The sequence below is a fragment of the Rhizobium sp. GN54 genome, from assembly GCF_021026345.1.
Classification (GTDB): Bacteria; Pseudomonadota; Alphaproteobacteria; order Rhizobiales; family Rhizobiaceae; genus Mycoplana.
Map to the genome: position 1 here is coordinate 189,514 of NZ_JAJNCZ010000008.1, position 17,972 is coordinate 207,485.

18 protein-coding genes are annotated in these 17,972 nt (G+C 65.3%); 5 read left to right on the top strand and 13 right to left on the bottom strand.

Features of this window, described 5'->3' with window-relative positions; all coding sequences use genetic code 11:
- Positions 1-94: 94 nt before the first annotated feature.
- Together LQK81_RS20140 and LQK81_RS20145 are read left to right on the top strand one after the other, a co-directional pair.
- Positions 95-355, top strand: a complete 261-nt coding sequence (locus tag LQK81_RS20140; protein WP_230808169.1) for a type II toxin-antitoxin system Phd/YefM family antitoxin — start codon at positions 95-97, stop codon at positions 353-355.
- Positions 352-744, top strand: coding sequence for a type II toxin-antitoxin system VapC family toxin (locus LQK81_RS20145; protein WP_230808170.1), 393 nt, complete (start codon positions 352-354; stop codon positions 742-744). The genes LQK81_RS20140 and LQK81_RS20145 overlap by 4 nt, the downstream gene beginning before the upstream one ends.
- 79 nt (positions 745-823) lie before the next feature.
- Here the strand turns inward: LQK81_RS20145 and LQK81_RS20150 are convergent, their stop codons facing one another.
- The 6 genes from LQK81_RS20150 to trxB form a co-directional block, all read right to left on the bottom strand.
- Positions 824-1,921 carry a calcium:proton antiporter gene (locus LQK81_RS20150; RefSeq protein ID WP_230808171.1) on the bottom strand — a complete coding sequence of 366 codons (1,098 nt, stop codon included), beginning with the start codon at positions 1,919-1,921 and terminating at the stop codon, positions 824-826.
- Between the two features lie 135 nt (positions 1,922-2,056).
- Positions 2,057-3,010 carry a lytic transglycosylase domain-containing protein gene (locus LQK81_RS20155; protein ID WP_442967163.1) on the bottom strand — a complete coding sequence of 318 codons (954 nt, stop codon included), beginning with the start codon at positions 3,008-3,010 and terminating at the stop codon, positions 2,057-2,059.
- A 330-nt stretch (positions 3,011-3,340) separates the two neighbouring features.
- Complete coding sequence (locus tag LQK81_RS20160; protein WP_230808172.1) at positions 3,341-4,459, bottom strand: alkene reductase; 1,119 nt, start codon at positions 4,457-4,459, stop codon at positions 3,341-3,343.
- Positions 4,460-4,523: 64 nt separating this feature from the next.
- A complete protein-coding gene (locus LQK81_RS20165) occupies positions 4,524-4,817 on the bottom strand; it encodes an ArsR/SmtB family transcription factor (RefSeq protein ID WP_230808173.1) in 294 nt (97 codons plus the stop codon).
- A 555-nt stretch (positions 4,818-5,372) separates the two neighbouring features.
- The gene (locus LQK81_RS20170; RefSeq protein ID WP_176951775.1) at positions 5,373-6,269 is read right to left on the bottom strand and encodes a LysR family transcriptional regulator VtlR; all 897 of its coding nucleotides are present in this window, start codon (positions 6,267-6,269) and stop codon (positions 5,373-5,375) included.
- A gap of 115 nt (positions 6,270-6,384) precedes the next feature.
- Complete coding sequence (gene trxB / locus LQK81_RS20175; RefSeq protein ID WP_230808174.1) at positions 6,385-7,359, bottom strand: thioredoxin-disulfide reductase; 975 nt, start codon at positions 7,357-7,359, stop codon at positions 6,385-6,387.
- Positions 7,360-7,596: 237 nt separating this feature from the next.
- Here trxB and LQK81_RS20180 point away from each other — a divergent pair, with 237 nt between their 5' ends.
- Both LQK81_RS20180 and LQK81_RS20185 read left to right on the top strand, forming a co-directional pair.
- Positions 7,597-8,064 (top strand): Lrp/AsnC family transcriptional regulator, encoded by a 468-nt coding sequence (locus tag LQK81_RS20180; protein ID WP_230808175.1) that lies wholly within the window; start codon positions 7,597-7,599, stop codon positions 8,062-8,064.
- 3 nt (positions 8,065-8,067) lie between these two features.
- Complete coding sequence (locus tag LQK81_RS20185; protein ID WP_230808176.1) at positions 8,068-8,961, top strand: glycosyl transferase; 894 nt, start codon at positions 8,068-8,070, stop codon at positions 8,959-8,961.
- 18 nt (positions 8,962-8,979) lie between these two features.
- On the opposite strand, the gene LQK81_RS20190 is transcribed toward LQK81_RS20185, so the two are convergent.
- The 7 genes from LQK81_RS20190 to LQK81_RS20220 all read right to left on the bottom strand — a co-directional run bounded on the left by LQK81_RS20190 (position 8,980) and on the right by LQK81_RS20220 (position 17,251).
- On the bottom strand, positions 8,980-10,059 hold the full coding sequence (locus tag LQK81_RS20190) for a glycosyltransferase family 4 protein (RefSeq protein WP_230808177.1): 1,080 nt from the start codon (positions 10,057-10,059) through the stop codon (positions 8,980-8,982).
- 10 nt (positions 10,060-10,069) lie between these two features.
- Complete coding sequence (gene greA, locus LQK81_RS20195; protein ID WP_230808178.1) at positions 10,070-10,546, bottom strand: transcription elongation factor GreA; 477 nt, start codon at positions 10,544-10,546, stop codon at positions 10,070-10,072.
- A 390-nt stretch (positions 10,547-10,936) separates the two neighbouring features.
- Entirely contained in the window at positions 10,937-14,422 is a 3,486-nt protein-coding gene (gene carB / locus LQK81_RS20200; protein ID WP_230808179.1) for a carbamoyl-phosphate synthase large subunit, read from the bottom strand.
- A 249-nt stretch (positions 14,423-14,671) separates the two neighbouring features.
- Entirely contained in the window at positions 14,672-15,187 is a 516-nt protein-coding gene (locus tag LQK81_RS20205) for a DoxX family protein (protein WP_230808180.1), read from the bottom strand.
- On the bottom strand, positions 15,177-15,992 hold the full coding sequence (locus LQK81_RS20210; RefSeq protein ID WP_442967164.1) for an HvfC/BufC N-terminal domain-containing protein: 816 nt from the start codon (positions 15,990-15,992) through the stop codon (positions 15,177-15,179). Before LQK81_RS20210 ends, LQK81_RS20205 begins: the two co-directional genes overlap by 11 nt.
- Complete coding sequence (bufB, locus tag LQK81_RS20215; protein WP_442967166.1) at positions 15,979-16,896, bottom strand: MNIO family bufferin maturase; 918 nt, start codon at positions 16,894-16,896, stop codon at positions 15,979-15,981. Before bufB ends, LQK81_RS20210 begins: the two co-directional genes overlap by 14 nt.
- A 31-nt stretch (positions 16,897-16,927) precedes the next feature.
- Entirely contained in the window at positions 16,928-17,251 is a 324-nt protein-coding gene (locus LQK81_RS20220; RefSeq protein ID WP_230808182.1) for a BufA1 family periplasmic bufferin-type metallophore, read from the bottom strand.
- Positions 17,252-17,438: 187 nt separating this feature from the next.
- Between LQK81_RS20220 and LQK81_RS20225 the strand changes: the two genes are divergently transcribed.
- Positions 17,439-17,972 (top strand): sigma-70 family RNA polymerase sigma factor, encoded by a 534-nt coding sequence (locus LQK81_RS20225; RefSeq protein ID WP_230808183.1) that lies wholly within the window; start codon positions 17,439-17,441, stop codon positions 17,970-17,972.

A 17,972-nucleotide genomic window follows, 5' to 3' on the forward strand; every position in this document is an offset into this window, starting at 1 on the left:
CTCAGGCATCTGCAAAACCCGCCGGCGATGGCGGGTTTTGTCGTTCAGCGCCCGGGCGTTGACGCCCTCATGCCCACACCGTACATTTTCGACCATGAAGACGGTGTCCATAAAGGAAGCACGGGATCATTTCGGCGAGCTTGCTCGGCAGGTCGAGCAGGGCGAAACCGTTACCGTGACCAGGGACGGCAAGCCCGTGCTGGATATCGTGCCACATGAGCAGCCGACGGGCATTGATCTGGAGGCCGGCCGGGCGTACTTGCGCGCGCGCGGTATCGCCATCCCCGTTCCCTACATCGCCGACGATTTCGACGATCCCTTGCCAGAGGACTTTCTGCTCAGGCCGATGCAATGAGCGTCCGGTGTCTGCTCGATACACATGTCGTGCTTTCGGTGTTGCGCAACGATGTCGAGCAGCGCTTTCCGCTTGTCGCCCGCCTGCTGCTGGCAGAGGGCGCCATGGCATTTGCCAGTGTGGCGAGCCTTTGGGAAATTGCCATCAAGTCGAGACTCGGCAAGCTTGATCCGGGAATGGAGCTCAAGGATCTCGCCGGGTTTCTTCTGGCCTCGGGCTTTCGGATTCTTCCAATAGACGTGCTGAATGTGGTGGATGTGGCTGAGCCTGTGCCCGCGACGAACGACCCTTTCGACAGGCTCTTGCTCGCTCAATGTCACGTGGAGGGATTGCAGCTTGTGACGGCGGACCGAATGCTGGTCGACCATCCCTTGTCCTGGAAGCCTTAGAAGCCGCTTGTTGCCGCGGCGTGCGAGGTTTCTCGCGCCCTGATTCCGGCGATGGCTTCAAGGCATTGAAAACGCTGCCCTATAGCCCGATCACCGTCAGCATGACGAAGGTCGCGAAGAGGATGAAGTGGGTCATCCCCTCGATGGCGTTGGTCATGCCGTCGTTGAGGTTGATGGCGGCGACGATCAGGGTGATCGCGACCATGACGGTTTGCACCGGCGTCATCGCCATGATGAAGGGCTGGCCGGTGTAGAGCGCGATCGCCTCCATGACCGGCACGGTGAGGATGACGGTCGACAGCGAGGCGCCCATGGCGATGTTGACGACCGACTGCATGCGGTTGGCGAGCGCTGCGCGCATGGCGGTGAGGATCTCGGGCGCAGCCGAGATCGCCGCGACGATGACCGCCATCAGCGCCACGGGTGCGCCGGTTCCTTCGAGCCCCACGTTCAGCGTGGCCGCCATCAGTTCGGCGAGCGCGCCGATGACGACCACGCCGGCGAGGATGACGAGAATCGAGGGCAGGGCGGGCTGATCGGCCTCGGGATGCCGGGCATGCCCGTCGCCGCGGGCGGCGCGCGGATAGGCATAGCTGAAGAAGTAGCTGTGCTGGCCGACCTGCATGCGCAGGAACAGCGCATAGAGGGCGATCATCGCGCAGATCGTGAACACCGAATAGGCCTGCCAGCTTGCGCGCGGCACGAATTCCGGAACGATCATGGAGATGCCCATGGCGGTCAGGATCATCACGCTGTAGGTGCGGCTGGAATCATCGTTGTAGGGCTGCTCGCCGTGGCGGAGGCCGCCGAGCAGGGCGGCAAGGCCGATGATGCCGTTGATGTCCAGCATCACGGCGGCGTAGATCGTGTCGCGCACCAGCGTCGGCGACGTCTCTCCCCGCATCATGATGGCGAGCACCACGACCTCGACCAGCACCGCCGAAAGCGTCAGGATCATCGTGCCGTAGGGATCGCCGACCTTGACGGCCAGCACCTCGGCGTGATGGGCGACGCGGGTGGAGGCGAGGATGATGGTGGCGACGATGGCGAAGGCGGCGGTCAGGGTCAACGCGCGGCCGGCCGAAAGGATCGCGTGTTCGCCGGCAAAGGCTGCGACGGCCACCAAAAGGGCGATGATGAGGAAGAATTCCCGTCTGAAGAGGCCTGGCTTGGTCAAGGAGGTCGTCCGCGGCTTGAGAAGGTGATTCCGGAGCGACGGGCAACCATCGGGAATGATTGGAGAACGCCGCTCCCTGCAGGAGATAGTCCGCGTTTTCGACTTGGCAACTATCGGCTCGCCGGCAGGCCGGCGTCAGTTCTTGAAGACGATGCAGGCGCCGCCGGCCTTGCGGATCTCGTCGCACAGGTCGTCTGCCTCCGCCCGCGACTGGCGGCCGATGCGGGCGGTGTAGCGCGGCCGCGCGCCGAAGCGGGCATGGCGTTCGCGCTGGATCAGGGGTTTCTCCGCGCTGATCGGCGCCGGCAGGCGCGCCACCGCCATCATGAACAGCCGATGGGCCGCGGGCTTGCTGAAATGGGCGGCGAGTTGCACGCCCCACGGCGCCCAGACGCCCTCGTCGGGAAACACGATCTCCCGCATCCGCCGGCTTTCGGCAAGCGCCACGCAGGCCTCCTGGAAGGGCTTGTCCTTTTCGAGCGAGAGATCGAGCGTCTCCGGCGGCGCATCCTTCCACTGCTCGGCCGTGTTGGCGGTGATCGCCATCACGTAGGCGCGCGTCTCGAAGGGCAGCCGGCCGGTGGCGAGAAAGGTCTCGAGCCCTGCCTCGCCGGCATTGTAGGCGGCGGCGGCAAGGCCGAGATTGCCGTATCGGTCGCGCAGGTCGGCGAGATATTCGGCCGACTTGTCGAGCGCGTGCAGCGCATGGAAGCTGTTTTCCAGCCCGCGCAGCCTAGCCGTCCCGGGCATGAACTGGGCGATCCCTTCCGCGCCCTTGGGGCTGACGGCGTCGGGACGGAACAGGCTCTCGCGCCAGATCAGCCTGGCGAAGTAGTCCGCCGGCAATGCGTTGAGGCGGGCATAGCTCTCCATCGCCACGCAGATGTCGCGATTATAGGTGTCGGTGCGGACGCAGAGGCGGCTGCCGTCGGAAAGCGTGGAGGCGAAGAGGCAGGGCGGCGGCGCGCGCCATTCGGACTGGGCTATAGCCGGCTGCGGCAGGCCGAGGGTCACGGCAAGCGAGAGCGCCCACGCCATCACGGCGCCGCCATGGCGCACAGGACCGGATCGCCATCTCGCTCCGAACATCGCCAAGATCCCCCGCGCTGCCAGCATGCCCGCCTTGATATCATCGTTCAGGAGCCGGCGGCAACGCCGCGTGGGGACGGGGCGGGATAGCCGGGAGTGTCTCTGCTGCCCCTCATCCGCCTGCCGGCACCTTCTCCCCTCAAGCGGGGAGAAGGGAAGGTGCTGCGGCCATATCGCCAGACAATCAATGCCGATCGGAGCGGGACAAAGCCGGCGCAGGGCATGTTCCCTCTCCCCGCCTGCGGGGAGAGGGTTAGGGTGAGGGGCAGGCCAGATCAGGGGCGGGAGCCCATGTTCGCGCCTGCCCCATCGTCGCTGCCGTGGCGGATATCAGGCGGCCTTTTCCTTGGCCGGGTAGTCGGTATAGCCTCTGGCGCCGCCGCCGTAGAAGGTGGCCTGGTCGGGGGCGTTGAGCGGGGCGTTGTCGCGCAGGCGTCCCACCAGGTCGGGATTGGCGATGAACAGCTTGCCGAAGGCAACGAGGTCGGCATAGCCGCTTTCGACCGCCCTGGTCGCCAGTTCGCGATCATAGCCGTTGTTGACCATCCAGGCGGCCTTGCCGCCCTTGTTGCGGTAGGCGGCCTTCAGCGCGGCATAGTCGAAGGGCACTTCGCCCTGCAGGAAGTTTCGGTCACCGCCGGTGGCGCCCTCGATGACGTGGATATAGGCGAGGTCGTCCGGCAGGCCGGCCACGACATGCTCGAACAGCGGCTGCGGGTCCGGATCGGCGATGTCGTTTGCGGGCGTGACCGGCGAGATGCGGATCGCGGTGCGGCCGGCGCCGATCTCGGCTGTGACGGCAGCCACGACCTCGAACAGGAAGCGCGCGCGGTTCTCGATCGAGCCGCCATAGGCGTCGGTGCGCTGGTTGGCGCCCGAGCGCAGGAACTGGTCGAGCAGGTAGCCGTTGGCTGCGTGGATCTCGACGCCGTCGAAGCCGGCGTCGATCGCCGCGCGGGCGGCCTTGCGGTAGTCCTCGACGATGCCGGCGATCTCGGAGACTTCAAGTGCGCGCGGCTCGGAGGTGGGGGCGAAGGCGCCGGTGCCGTCCTCGTTGATGATGTAGGTCTTGGACTTGGCGGTGATGGCGGAAGGCGCGACCGGCTGGCCGCCGTTCGGCTGCAGGCTCGTGTGCGAGACGCGGCCGACATGCCAGATCTGGGTGACGATCTTGCCGCCGGCGCGGTGCACGGCCTCGGTGACGTGCTTCCAGCCCTCCAGCGCCTCCGGCTTGTAGAGGCCGGGCACGTCGGCGTAGCCCTGGCCCTGCTGGGTGATGGCGGTGCCCTCGGTGATCAGCAGGCCGGCGGTGGCGCGCTGCTCGTAATAGGTGGCGTTCAGCGTGTTGGGGACGGCGCCCGGGGAGCGGTTGCGCGTCAGCGGCGCCATGACGATGCGGTTGGCAAGCTTGAGGTCGCCGGCTTCCAGGGAATCGAACAGGCTGGTCATGGTGGTTCCTTTTCGTTGGGAGGATCGGCCGCGGTCCTTCGAGGGCTCCGCGGCATTGGGTTGGTCAGAGAGAACTGTCGAGGTGCTTCAGGAAGGCTGCGATCGTTTCCTCGTCGCGCTTGTAGAAGACCCACTGTCCGACGCGCTTTGTCGTGACGAGGCCGGCGCGCTGGAGGGTGGCGAGATGGGCCGAGACTGTCGATTGCGACAGGCTGCAGCGCTCGAACTGGCCCGCGCAGACACCCATTTCGAGCGGATGCTCCTGGGTGGTGAAGTGCTTTTCGGGCTCCCGCAGCCAGTTCAGGATCTGCAGGCGTACCGGATGCGCCAGTGCCTTGAGGATTTCGACCGTGTCCATCTTCGTCTCTTTTCGCTATATCGCGATCGAACGATACGTGGATCGTCAATTTCCGATATTCAAGGGTGGCGAGGAGGAAAAGTTCGCGAGCGCAAAAAAAAGGGGCCACAAGCGAAGCCTGGGCCCTGTAGGTGTGAAGGTCTGAACCTCCAGAGGGGAACAGCCAATGCGGCGGTACTGGGAGGAAATAGACCGCCAGTCGCATCGGCTGATTTGGATATGGGGCAGTCTGGCTGCGCTTTCAAGGGAAAGGCTTGTCGCGCCATCGGGCAAACAGGGAATATAATTGCGAATGCGCAAGAGCAGCCGGCGCGCGGGCAAAAAAAGAGGGCCGCAAGATGAACTTGGGCCCTTTATAGTTTTGAAGGTAAAAACCTCCAGAGGGGAACAGCTGCTGCGGGTGGCACTGGGAGGAAAACCACCGGATGTGCATCAGCTGGATGCTGTATGATGGTTTTTTGAGCAGGCGGCAATCTTTTTGTGTGCATGTCAGCCATGCGATGGGCGCAGGCCTTTGTTTCGAGACGGCTATCCCGCGACAACAGCGCCGCTGCCTCAGAAGTTCCAGTTGCGCGCCTTGGAGACGATGAAGTCGCGGAAGACCTTGAGCTTGGCCGCGTTCTTCATCTCGTGCGGATAGCAGAAATAGGTGTCAAAGGAGGGCACGTCCGCATTGGTGACGAGCTGCAGCAGGCCCGGGTCGCGACCGACGATATAGTCCGGCAGCATGGCGATGCCGATGCCGAGCAGGCAGGCGCGCTTGATCGAGGTCAGGCTGTTGATCTGCAGCACCGACGGGCGCGGATTGTCGGAATCGCGGCCGGCGATCTGCAGCCAGTTGACGTCGAGCAGGTAGTTGGGCGCCGGCTCGCCGAAGGTGATGATCTTGTGGTGGTCGAGATCGTCGATCGATTGCGGCTCGCCGTAGCGGTTGATGTAGGAGGGTGCCGCATAGACATGCATGTGCACGGTGAAAAGCTTGCGCTGGATCAGGTCGGACTGCTGCGGCTCTCGCAGGCGGATGGCGCAGTCGGCGTGGCGCATGTTGACGTCGAGTTCCTCGTTGTCGAGGATCAGCTGAACCTGCATGTCGGGATAGAGCGCCAGGAATTCCTGCACCTTGTCGGTCAGCCAGCCCTGGCCGAGGCCGACGGTGGTGGTGATCCTGAGCTTGCCGCTCGGCTTCTCGGTCGTCTCCGTCAGCTGGACGCGGACGCTCTCGAGCTTCATCAAGACGTCGTGGGCGGTGCGATAGAGGATCTCGCCCTGCTCGGTGAGGATCAGGCCGCGGGCATGGCGGTGGAACAGCTTGATGCCGACGTCCTGTTCGAGCGCGCTAACCTGGCGGCTGATGGCGGACTGCGACAGGTGCAGCTTGTCGGCTGCGTGCGTGAACGAACCGGCCTCCGCCGCGGCGTGGAATATCCGCAGCTTGTCCCAGTCGAGCGCCATTCTTTCCCCCATATGTCTTCAAGGCGGGGAACGCTGTCCGTTTCCCGCCGTTGCTGATGAACTGTTCCCACTCCCGCGTGTGCGGGAGGTTCCCGCCTCGCGTTATAGGCGGCTTCTACTCGGCCGCAATTGCGACAGGCATATGACCCGCGAGATACTTTTCCGTCTCGAGCGCGGCCATGCAGCCCATGCCGGCGGCCGTGACCGCCTGGCGATAGATATCGTCGGTGACGTCGCCTGCGGCAAAAACGCCCGGTACGTCGGTGGCGGTCGAATCGGGCGCCGTCCACAGGTAGCCGTTCGGCTTCTGCTTCAGCTTGCCCTCGAAGAGCTCGACGGCCGGCGCATGGCCGATGGCGACGAACACGCCGTCGATCGCCATGTCGCTGACCGCACCCGTCCTGGTGTTTTTCAGCCGCACGCCGTTGACCGATGCCGGCATCGGCGGCTTGGCCTCGGTGCCGAGATACTCGATCACCTCGTGATCCCAGATCACCTTGACGTTTTCCTTGGCGAACAGGCGCTCCTGCAGGATCTTCTCGGCGCGGAACGAATCGCGGCGGTGGATTACCGTCACCGTCTTTGCCAGGTTGGAGAGGTAGAGCGCCTCCTCGACGGCGGAATTGCCGCCGCCGACAACGATCACGTCCTTGTTGCGGTAGAAGAAGCCGTCGCAGGTGGCGCAGGCGGACACGCCGAAGCCCTGGAACTTGTGCTCGGTCTCGATGCCCAGCCACTTCGCCTTGGCGCCGGTGGCGATGATCAGCGCATCGGCGGTCCAGACGTTGCCGCTGTCGGTCGAAACGCGGAACGGGCGCACGTCGAGGTCGACCTCGGTGACGAGGTCGTTGACGATCTCGGCGCCGACATGCTGGGCCTGCTTGAGCATCTGCTCCATCATCCACGGGCCCTGCACCGGATCGGCATAGCCCGGGTAGTTCTCGACGTCGGTGGTGATCATCAGCTGGCCACCCTGTTCCATCCCGGCAATCAGCACCGGCTCGAGCATGGCGCGGGCGGTGTAGATGGCGGCGGTGTAGCCGGCCGGGCCGGAGCCGATGATCAGGACCTTGACGTGACGGGCAGACATGGCTGCGCTCCTTGGCAATTCTCGCGCCCGCGTCGCGGCTGAGGCGCGCTTGCGGGCTTGGTAGGGAAATCGTCGTTCATTTATGAGTGCGGCCCCCCATTATTCAAGGGCAAGGCCGTATTTGCCAACAGACTTGGCGACGGGGCGTGACATTTTTGTGCCTGCACCTGCAATTATCTTACGCCAGCGAATGGTTTCTGGTAATGCGCGTGCAAAACAGACAGGGGAAGCTCATCCGTGTTTCGCGCCGAACTCGATGCCATCGACATCAAGATCCTCAAGGAACTCCAGGCCGACGGCCGCATGACCAATGTGGAACTGGCCGCCAAGGCCGGCATATCGGCGCCGCCCTGCCTCAGGCGCGTGCGCAAGCTGGAGGAGGCCGGCATCATCGAGGGCTATCATGCGATGCTGAACGCGCCGGCGCTCGGCTTCGACCTTGTCGCCTTCTGCATGGTCGGGCTCAAGCACCAGTCCGAAGCCAACCTCAAGGCCTTTGCGGCGGTCACCGCCGAATGGCCGCTGGTGCGGCAGGCCTGGATGGTGTCGGGCGACAGCGATTTCCTGCTGCACTGCGTCGCCGAGAACCTCACGCGGTTCCAGGATTTCGTCATCGAGGTGCTGACGGCAAACGAGCACGTGGACACGGTGCGCACCATGCTGACGATCCGCCAGGTCAAGAAGCTCGGGCTGGTGGAGATCTGAGCCTTGGCCGGATCCGACCGCCCGTTCACCCGCTCGCTCGTCAAGCTCGGCACGCGGCTGCTGCTCGGCCGCAACCTTGCCCATGTGCAGGACTGGTTTCCGGGGCTTTCGATCGACGAGCGGCGGATGCTGCACTATCGCCGCCAGCCGGTGGCCACGCTGCGGGACATCGGCATCCTCATCGACGGTCAGCGCGAGTGGGTCCATATCGTCGGCTCGGGGCCGTCGGTGGCCGGCGCCGACCTCTCCCGGCTCGCGCCGGCCAGCGCGATCCTTCTCAACGGCGCGATCCATCTCGCCTGCGGCCCGGTCGCAGCGCCGCTTGCGGTTGCCGTCGAGGACGAGCGCTTCGTCTACCGCCATTTCGACCTGATGCGGGACAAGATCGCTGCGGGCCAGGCCTGCCTGTTTTCCGTCGCGGTCTTGCGGGCGATCTGCGAGCACGATCGCGGCTGGCTGTCGGACAAGGGCGTGATCCTCGTCAACGATATCCGCAAGCCCTATGGGCTGCCGCGCCGCACGCTCGCGCAGATCAGGGCGCTCGATTTCGTGCGGCTGGATCCGTCGGGAGATTGCGGCTTCTCGCTCCAGCCCGGGCGGGGCGTGTTCCAGGGCGGATCGGTGGTGGTCTCGGCGCTGCAGTTCGCCGTCGCACTGCGCCCGGAAAAAGTCGGCTTCGCCGGCATCGACATCCGCAACGCGACCGAGCCGCGCTTCTACGAGGAGAGGGGGCGGGCCGCCTTCTCCGGCATTGCCGGAGCGGAGGCGCGCATTCTCGGACATGTCGCGCTGGCAAGGGACGTCGCAGGCGAGCAGGGCATCTCCTTCGTCAACTTCTCGCCCGTCTCCGCCCTTGCGGATATCGGGATCGCCTTCGACGACCGGCTGGTGCGCTGACGCCGAGGAAAGGGAAAGCTACCGGGCCAGCAGGCGGCGGTAGACTTCGCCGATGGCCGTCGCTTCCCTTTCGAGGGCGAAGTTCGCGCGAACGTGGTCGAGCGCCCTGCGTCCCGCCTCGATCGTCCTTTCCGGATCTGTCATGAAGCGGCCGATCGCGTTCGTCAGCGCCGCGCCGTCGCCGGCGGGGACGACGGAGCCGGTCTCGCCTTCGATCGTCATCTCCGCATAGGCGCCGGCGTCGGAGGTCACCACGGCCGTCTGCGAGGCCATGGCCTCCAGCGGCGTGAGGCCGAAGCCTTCGTTCCGCGATGGGGCGACGTAGAGCGAAAGGCGCCGGTACCAGGGCTTGATGTCGTCGACCTCGCCGAGGAAGACGATGCGGCCGGACAGGCCGGCTGCGGCAATCTCCGCCTTCAGGGTGTCGGCGAAGGCCTTGTGCTCGGGCGTGATCCTGCCGGAGATCACGGCGGTCCATTCGGGATGGCGCGGCAGGAGCGCGATCATTGCGCGCACGAAGAGGTCGGTGCCCTTCTGGTGGCGCACGCGGCCGAAGCAGCCGACGAGGTATCGTCCCGGCAGGCCTGCCGCCGCGATCGTGTCGTCCGGGCCCGCCGGCGGGTGGAACCGCTCGAGGTCGACGCCGTGCCGGATGACGGTGTGCGGGACCTCGAGGAAGGAACCGGAACGGCCGCTGGTGGCGATGACGGCATCCATGTGGCGGATCAGGAGTTTCGTGTAGCGGCTGTGACGGCGCTGGGCGGCCGAGGTGAAGAGCAGCTTCAGCGGCATGCGCAGCAGCGTCCGCATCACGATGCCGGGCAGCATCTCGGTGTTGCGGCGCGCATGCCAGACGCGGTGGCTGCGGCCGGCCGGCGGGCGCCAGAAGAAGAGGAGATCGCGGAAGCGCAGATGCGGCAGGTCGTCCGGCAGCCCCGGCCCGAGCGTCGCCACCCGCTGGCCGAGGGCCCTCTGCATCGGCACCAGCTGGACGATGGTCGAGGTGACGCCGGAGAGGCGACGCTTGAAGTTCGGCGCGACGACGTCGACATCGGCGATGTCGACGCGTGCGGCGTCCTTTTTGCGGGAGCCGGTCATGCCTGGCGCATCAGCCCCAGGTGATGGAGAGGATCTCGTAGGCCTTGGAACCGCCGGGAGCGTTGACCTCGATCGATTCACCGACTTCCTTGCCGATCAGCGCGCGCGCGATCGGGGACGAGATGGAGATCCGGCCTTCCTTCACGTCGGCTTCCTGGTCGCCGACGATCTGGTAGGTCTTCTCTTCCTCGGTGTCCTCGTCGACGAGCTTGACGCGGGCGCCGAACTTGACGGTGTCGCCGGACATCTTGGAGAGGTCGATTACCTCGGCGCGGGCCGTCAGGTCCTCAAGCTCGGTGATCCGGCCCTCGTTGTGGCTCTGCGCTTCCTTGGCGGCATGGTATTCGGCATTTTCCGAAAGGTCGCCATGCGCGCGCGCCTCGGAAATTGCGTCGATGATTCGCGGGCGCTCCTCCTGCTGGCGCCAGCGCAGTTCTTCCTGCAGCTTGACGAAACCGCCCTGAGTCATCGGTACCTTGTCGACCATTTTCCTTTGTCCTTCCCGTCGCGGCGTCCCGCCTTCCGCAGGCACGCACGCAAAATAAAACGGTTTCCGGGGCGTTAACCCCGGAACCCGCGGAACTGTTTGAACGGCGCTTATAGCAGAAAGCTGCCAGCAAAAGCCAGTTTAATTGCTGCGTCCTTAAGTCCTGCCAAGGACAATCGGCACTCACTTCTGCAACCGGACAGTTCCGTTTCCAGGGAGGCGACAGTCAAGCCGGGATTTTTTCGGCCAGATCGCGCGTGACGAGGCCGGGACGACGGTCAGGCGACCACCTATAGCAGCTCCCGCTCCGGCCTGCCGGCCCTCTCCCCGCAAGGGGAGAAGACCTGCGGCACCGGCCTGCCGGAAGGGCTTTCCGGCGGAGCGGCTGAGTTAAGCGAAGTAGCTCTGCAGCGGATGGACCTCGAGTTGGCCTTCCTTCAGCGCCTTGATGGCTTCCGCCGCCGCGGCGGCACCGGCCATCGTCGTGTAGTAGGGCACCTTCTGCATCAAAGCGGCGCGGCGCAGCGACTTGCTGTCCGAGATCGCCTTGCTGCCATCCGTCGTGTTGATGACGAGCTGGACCTGGCGGTTGCGGATCGCGTCTTCGATGTGCGGGCGTCCTTCCTGGACCTTGTTGATCTTGACGGCCTCGATGCCGTGCTCGCCGAGGAAGCGGGCGGTGCCCGAGGTGGCCATGACCTTGAAGCCGACGCCGACCAGGGTGCGGATCGCCGGCAGGACCCGGTCCTTGTCCTCGTCGCGGATCGAGACGAAGACCGTGCCGTCGCGCGGCAGGTCGACGCTGGCGCCGAGCTGCGACTTGGCGAAGGCGAGCGCGAAGTTCCGGTCCAGCCCCATGACCTCGCCGGTCGAGCGCATTTCCGGGCCGAGCAGCGTGTCGACGCCGGGGAAGCGGGCAAACGGGAACACGGCTTCCTTCACGGCGATGTGCTTGAGGTTGCGCGGATCGGGCTTCTCGCCATAGGCTGAAATCGCCGCGTCCAGCTTCTCGCCGGCCATGACGCGGGCGGCGATCTTGGCAATCGGCGCGCCGATGGTCTTGGCGACGAAGGGCACGGTGCGCGAGGCGCGCGGATTGACCTCCAGCACGTAGATCGTGCCGTCCTTGATGGCGTACTGCACGTTCATCAGGCCGCCGACGTTCAGCGCCTTGGCCAGCGCCTTGGTCTGGCGTTCCAGTTCGTCGACGATCTCGGGCGAAAGCGTACGGACCGGCAGCGAGCAGGCACTGTCGCCCGAATGGATGCCGGCTTCCTCGATGTGCTCCATGATGCCGGAGACGAAGACGCTCTCGCCGTCGCAGAGCGCATCGACGTCCACTTCCACCGCGTTGGTCAGGTAGCTATCGAACAGGAGCGGGTTCTTGCCGAGCAGGGTGTTGATCTGGCCGGTCTTGTCGTTCGGGTAGCGCTGCTTGATGTCCTCGGGGACGAGGCCGGGGACGGTGTCGAGCAGGTAGGTCTGCAGCATCGATTCCGAATGGATGATCTGCATGGCGCGGCCGCCGAGCACGTAGGACGGGCGCACGACCAGCGGGAAGCCGATCTCGGCGGCGACGAGGCGCGCCTGCTCGACCGAATAGGCGATGCCGTTGTTCGGCTGGGCGAGGTCCAGCTTCTGCAGGAGCTTCTGGAACCGGTCGCGGTCTTCGGCGAGGTCGATCATGTCCGGGGCGGTGCCGAGGATCGGGATGCCGTTCTTCTCCAGCGCTTCGGCGAGCTTCAGCGGGGTCTGGCCACCGAACTGGACGATGACGCCGACGAGCGTGCCGTTGGTCTGCTCGGCCTTCAGGATCTCGATCACGTCCTCTGCGGTCAGCGGCTCGAAATAGAGGCGGTCGGAGGTGTCGTAGTCGGTCGACACGGTCTCCGGGTTGCAGTTGACCATGATCGCTTCATAGCCCGCATCCTTCAGCGCGAAGGCGGCATGGCAGCAGCAATAGTCGAACTCGATGCCCTGGCCGATGCGGTTCGGGCCGCCGCCGAGGATGACGACTTTCTTCTTGTCGGAAATGCCCGCTTCCGAGCGCGTGGCGCCGGCAAAGGGCTGCTCGTAGGTGGAGTACATGTAGGCGGTCGGCGAGGCGAACTCGGCGGCGCAGGTGTCGATCCGCTTGAACACCGGACGGACGTCGAGCGCATTGCGCAGCTCGGCGACTTCCTTCGGCCGCTTGCCGGAGAGCGTGGCGAGGCGGGCGTCGGAGAAGCCCATCGCCTTCAGCATGCGCAGGTTCTGCGCATCCTCGGGCAGGCCGTGCTCGCGGACGCGGGCCTCCATCTCGACGATCGCGCGGAACTGGGCGATGAACCACGGATCGATCTTCGAGCCTTCGTGCACCTCTTCGTCGGTGAAGCCGAGGCGCAGCGCCTGGGCGACCATGCGCAGCCGGTCGGGCGTCGGCGTGGAGATGGCCGAGCGGATGGCGTTCTTGCCGTCACCCTCGTCGAAGCCGGGGATCTCGATCTCGTCGAGGCCGGTCAGCCCCGTTTCCAGGCCGCGCAGTGCTTTCTGCAGCGATTCGGCGAAGGTGCGGCCGATCGCCATGACCTCGCCGACCGACTTCATCGCCGTCGTCAGCGTCGGCTCGGCGCCGGGGAACTTCTCGAAGGCGAAGCGCGGGATCTTCGTCACCACGTAGTCGATCGACGGCTCGAAGGACGCCGGCGTCGCGCCGCCGGTGATGTCGTTCTCCAGTTCGTCCAGCGTGTAGCCTATCGCGAGCTTGGCGGCGATCTTGGCGATCGGGAAGCCGGTGGCCTTCGACGCCAGCGCCGACGAGCGCGACACGCGCGGGTTCATCTCGATGACGACGAGGCGGCCATTGGCAGGATTGACGGCGAATTGGACGTTCGAGCCGCCGGTCTCGACCCCGATCTCGCGCAGCACCGCGATCGAGGCGTTGCGCATGATCTGGTATTCCTTGTCCGTCAGCGTCAGCGCCGGGGCGACGGTGATGCTGTCGCCGGTGTGCACGCCCATCGGGTCGATGTTCTCGATCGAGCAGATGATGATGCAGTTGTCCGCGGTGTCGCGGACGACTTCCATCTCGTATTCCTTCCAGCCGAGCACCGATTCCTCGATGAGGACTTCCGTCGTCGGCGAGGCGTCGAGGCCGCCCGACACGATGTCGAAGAATTCCGAGCGGTTGTAGGCGATGCCGCCGCCGGTGCCGCCGAGCGTGAAGGAGGGGCGGATGATGGCGGGCAGGCCGATCTCGTCCAGTGCGGTCGCTGCGATCGCCATGGCATGGCTCATGTAGCGCTGCTTGCGGTCGGTCTCGCCAAGGTTCCACTGGTTTTCCAGTGCATCCAGCGCCTTGTCCAGTGCATCGCCGGCGAGTTCGCCCTTCAGCTTGGTGCGCTCGGCCTCGTGCTTCTTGCGGTCGGCGTCCTTGATCTCGGTGGCGTTGGCGAGCAGCGAGCGCGGCGTCTCCAGCCCGATCTTGGCCATTGCCTCGCGGAACAGCGCGCGGTCCTCGGCCTTGTCGATCGCCTCCGGCTTGGCGCCGATCATCTCGACGTTGTAGCGCTCCAGCACGCCCATGCGCTTGAGGGAAAGGGCCGTGTTCAGCGCCGTCTGGCCGCCCATGGTCGGAAGCAGCGCGTCCGGCCGTTCCTTGGCGATGATCTTGGCGACGACCTCGGGCGTGATCGGCTCGATGTAGGTCGCGTCCGCCAGGCCCGGATCGGTCATGATCGTCGCCGGGTTGGAGTTGACCAGGATCACCCGGTAGCCCTCTTCCTTCAGCGCCTTGCAGGCCTGGGTGCCGGAATAGTCGAATTCGCAGGCCTGGCCGATGACGATCGGCCCCGCGCCGATGATGAGGATCGATTTGATGTCTTGGCGCTTGGGCATGGCTCTATCCGTTTTCTTGCCTGCGCGAAAAACCGGCCAGGGTGGGAGGGTCACCGGCCGGGGCGCTCAAGGCATCGTCTTAAAAGGCTAGAAGCGGCTTATAGGCAAATGCCGGGCCAAGCGGAACCCCGAAAATGGCCGATCAAACAGAAAACCTGGGGGCAATGGTGCGCCGGCATCGGGCCGCCGCACCGGCCACGCTTCCGGGAGCCGATCCCGGTTGCTTTCCGGCCGTGAGATTGGCTGGCGTCAGCGCGCGTGCCGGCAGGTGAGACGGTCTATGCCGGCCAGTTGGTCGATCGACCAGCGCCCGGGCCCCCACGCCATGATCGCGAGCGCCATCGCAGCCCATGTCACGTGGAGCGGCCATCCATCCGGCACGGTCAGCTGGATGATGATCGTCATGACCAATAGCGCGAGGGCCGCAGCACGGGAGGCCAGACCCAGAACCAGCAGAACCGGAAGGACGATTTCCGCCATGCCGGACGCGAAGGCGACGGTCGCGGGAAACGGGTAGGCATAGGGGCCTCCCGGCAGATGCAGCCGGAACTCCGATGAAAAGAGCAGAACCGCCACTTCGTTCAGCTGCAGGAAACCGTCCCACTTGTTGACCCCCGAGCGCCAGAACGGCACCGCCAGCGCGAACCGGAGGGCGAACTGCGCCAGGGATGGCGGGGCAAGATGGCCGATACTCGCATAGGCCTGCCTGAGGAGCCCGGTCAGGCCCGTGTATGGCGACTGCCTTGCCGTCGTTTCATGTTTCATCGTGCACTCCGTTCGTTGATATTCCACAGAAGGCGCCGGCTTCGATGATGAACGCGATCGCGGCTGAAAGGTCGAAATCGGGATATGCGGCCAATGTGTCGCCAGCGGTCCGCCCGAGCGGAACGCCCTCCATCAGGCCTGCGATCATCATCGCCACGTCGGGCGAAATCTTTCGAACCTCGACATCGAGGTGCGGACGGGTCAGGAGCGTCCGTTCCGGCTCCGTCGCCGTGATCCGCCCGACCGGGGCGTCCCGGCGGTTGGCGGAGAAGATGCTGAATGCCGGATGGTCCGAGGCGAGCAGGCGGGTCGCCGGATGCACGACGAGCCGGATCGCTCCCAAGCCTTCCGGCGATACGGCAGCCAAGGCTTCCATGGCAAGAATGGCCTCATCGGCCGCATGATAGGAATCCAGCCAGGCCCGCTCTATCCGGGCGACATCGGCAAGCCACGGCATGGATCGGGCGTGCGGGTACTGCTCGATGAACGCCGGAAAATCGTGGCCGTACTCGAAAAGCAACGGCGAGGTCGGCGGCGTGGTGCGAACGTGGAAACGGGCCATGGCCCGGAAGAAGTCCGGCCCGGTGATCCGCCGGGTTGCCGGAAAGACGGCCGCAAGCGCCTCGATCAGGCTGACGGTGACATTGTTGCGATAGATGCCGAACCGTTGTTCCGCCGCCTGGCCGGCGGGGCCAGTCACATCAGGCGGGGCCGGCTTATCCGGATCGAGCAGGCGTCCGGCGAAATGGGCCGCGTAAGGCGCAGCCTCACATCGTGCGGCAATCTTCAGGTCAGATGGCCGCACGGCGCGTCCTCCTGTGGTCTGGAAGGATGCAGCGATCCAGGATGGCCTGTGCGGCTGCGGCCTCGCGCGTCAGTGTCGGCCAGTCCGGTATCGCGCTGTCCCATTCGACAAGCGTGGCGATCGGGCCAGTTCCGGACAGGACCGCCTCGTACAGATCCCAGACCGCATCGCAGACCGGTCCGTCGTGGCTGTCGATCAGGAGAGGCTCGCCATTGTCGTCACTCTGGACCGCGTGCCCGGCAAGGTGGATCTCCTGGACGACGTCGAGCGGGTAGTCTGCGAGATAGTCGAGGGCCGAGGTCCTGAGATTGGTGGCGGAGACGAAGACATTGTTGACGTCGAGCAGGAGACCGCAGCCGGTGCGCCGCGCCAGTTCGCGGATGAATGCGGTCTCGGTCATCGTCGATTCCGTGAAGGTCAGGTAGCTGGACGGGTTTTCCAGCAGGATCTGCCGGCCGATCGTTTCCTGTACCTCGTCGATATGATCGGCCACGTGCTGCAACGTGTCCGCAGTGTAGGGCAGGGGCAGCAGGTCGTTGAAATAGGTGGTTTCGTGCGTCGACCAGGCCAGGTGCTCGGACACGAGCGCCGGTTCGTAGCGTTCGATCAGCGCCCTGAAGCGCGCGAGGTGTCGCCTGTCGAGGGGTTGCGGGCCGCCGATCGACATGCAGACCCCGTGGATGGAGACGGGGTAATCCTGACGGATGCGCGTCAGGGCGCGATGTGGCATGCCCCCGTCGCCCATGTAGTTTTCTGCATGGACCTCGAAGAAGCCGTGCCGGCGATCCTCCTCAAGGATCGCCGTGAGATGCTCGTGCTTGAAGCTCGTTCCTGCCATGCCGTCGATCCGGTGGCGGGGAAAGCGAAGGGCGCGATACCCGGTCGCAATGCTGTTCGGTTCCATCATCGTTCCCTCCGCTTCCACACGCGTTCGATCAGGCCGGAACGTCGCGGTCGAGGGGCTCCATCGAGCCCTTGCGGCCATCAGGCAATTGCATGGTCGCGCAGGTTCCGCCGTCGACGAACTTCCAGGCATTGCCCTGGTAGTCGACGGTCGAGGTGCCCTGGCAGGTCGTGCCGGGACCTGCCGCGCAGTCGTTCTGCCCCTTCAGCGAGACGCCGAAGCACTTCTCCTTGCCGGCATCCATGGCCGACTTGACGTCGGCTTCCGACAGGGGGCTCGCGAGGGCCAGCGACGAAAGAGCCGATGCGACGGCGCCTGCCAGAACCGCGGTGCTTACTGCTGAACGTGTTGTCATGTCGTAGTCTCCAGAACGTTTTGCTTTCGATGCGCCACATGACGCACATCGGCTTTTTCGTCGGAGGCGGCCATGCGTTACACTGTCGGCGAACACGACTTCGTGATCACCGCCGCTTGCAATGGCAAATACCGTGCGCAACCTGTAACGGACCGAACCTCCCGCGCGAACAGACAGGAGAAGCAGCTTGGACAAAGCCGATGAGCGCAGTCTCGAGCGAATGCTCGTTGCGGCGATCGAGGGCGACGAGCGTGCCTACTTCGCGTTCCTCGAGGCGGTGGCGAAGCTGGTGCGGACGTGGCTGAGGCGGAAGGTGACGTATGGCAGCCTGGACGTGGAAGACGTCGTCCAGGAAACGCTGCTTGCGATCCACCTGAAACGGCATACCTGGCGCAGTGACGAGCCGGTCAGGCCCTGGATCTTCGCCATAGCCAACCACAAGCTGATCGACGCTTTCCGCCGCCACGGCCGTCAGCCGCTCGCCGACAGTCCGGCCCTGGAAGAGGTCGAGGCGGAAGAGCCGGAGGTGCTGCAGAGCTGGGAGATCGACCGCGCCCTGCAAGTGTTGACGCCCGGGCAGCGCTCGGTGGTGACGGCAGTCTCGATCGAGGGCAGCTCGATCCAGGAGACGGCACGGGACCTGGGCATGAAGGAGACGGCGGTGCGGGTCGCGCTGCACCGTGGGCTGGCGGCGATCGCCAGGCGGTTCGGAAGGACATGA

Excerpts from the sequence above, each read along its gene's own strand:
- LQK81_RS20220 (WP_230808182.1), bottom strand. The coding sequence starts at position 17,251 with ATGACAACACGTTCAGCAGTAAGCACCGCGGTTCTGGCAGGCGCCGTC.
- trxB (WP_230808174.1), bottom strand. The coding sequence starts at position 7,359 with ATGTCTGCCCGTCACGTCAAGGTCCTGATCATCGGCTCCGGCCCGGCC.
- LQK81_RS20205 (WP_230808180.1), bottom strand. The coding sequence starts at position 15,187 with ATGAAACATGAAACGACGGCAAGGCAGTCGCCATACACGGGCCTGACC.
- LQK81_RS20140 (WP_230808169.1), top strand. The coding sequence starts at position 95 with ATGAAGACGGTGTCCATAAAGGAAGCACGGGATCATTTCGGCGAGCTT.
- bufB (WP_442967166.1), bottom strand. The coding sequence starts at position 16,896 with ATGGAACCGAACAGCATTGCGACCGGGTATCGCGCCCTTCGCTTTCCC.
- LQK81_RS20145 (WP_230808170.1), top strand. The coding sequence starts at position 352 with ATGAGCGTCCGGTGTCTGCTCGATACACATGTCGTGCTTTCGGTGTTG.
- carB (WP_230808179.1), bottom strand. The coding sequence starts at position 14,422 with ATGCCCAAGCGCCAAGACATCAAATCGATCCTCATCATCGGCGCGGGG.
- LQK81_RS20170 (WP_176951775.1), bottom strand. The coding sequence starts at position 6,269 with ATGGCGCTCGACTGGGACAAGCTGCGGATATTCCACGCCGCGGCGGAG.
- LQK81_RS20165 (WP_230808173.1), bottom strand. The coding sequence starts at position 4,817 with ATGGACACGGTCGAAATCCTCAAGGCACTGGCGCATCCGGTACGCCTG.
- LQK81_RS20155 (WP_442967163.1), bottom strand. The coding sequence starts at position 3,010 with ATGTTCGGAGCGAGATGGCGATCCGGTCCTGTGCGCCATGGCGGCGCC.
- LQK81_RS20190 (WP_230808177.1), bottom strand. The coding sequence starts at position 10,059 with ATGACCGGCTCCCGCAAAAAGGACGCCGCACGCGTCGACATCGCCGAT.
- greA (WP_230808178.1), bottom strand. The coding sequence starts at position 10,546 with ATGGTCGACAAGGTACCGATGACTCAGGGCGGTTTCGTCAAGCTGCAG.
- LQK81_RS20160 (WP_230808172.1), bottom strand. The coding sequence starts at position 4,459 with ATGACCAGCCTGTTCGATTCCCTGGAAGCCGGCGACCTCAAGCTTGCC.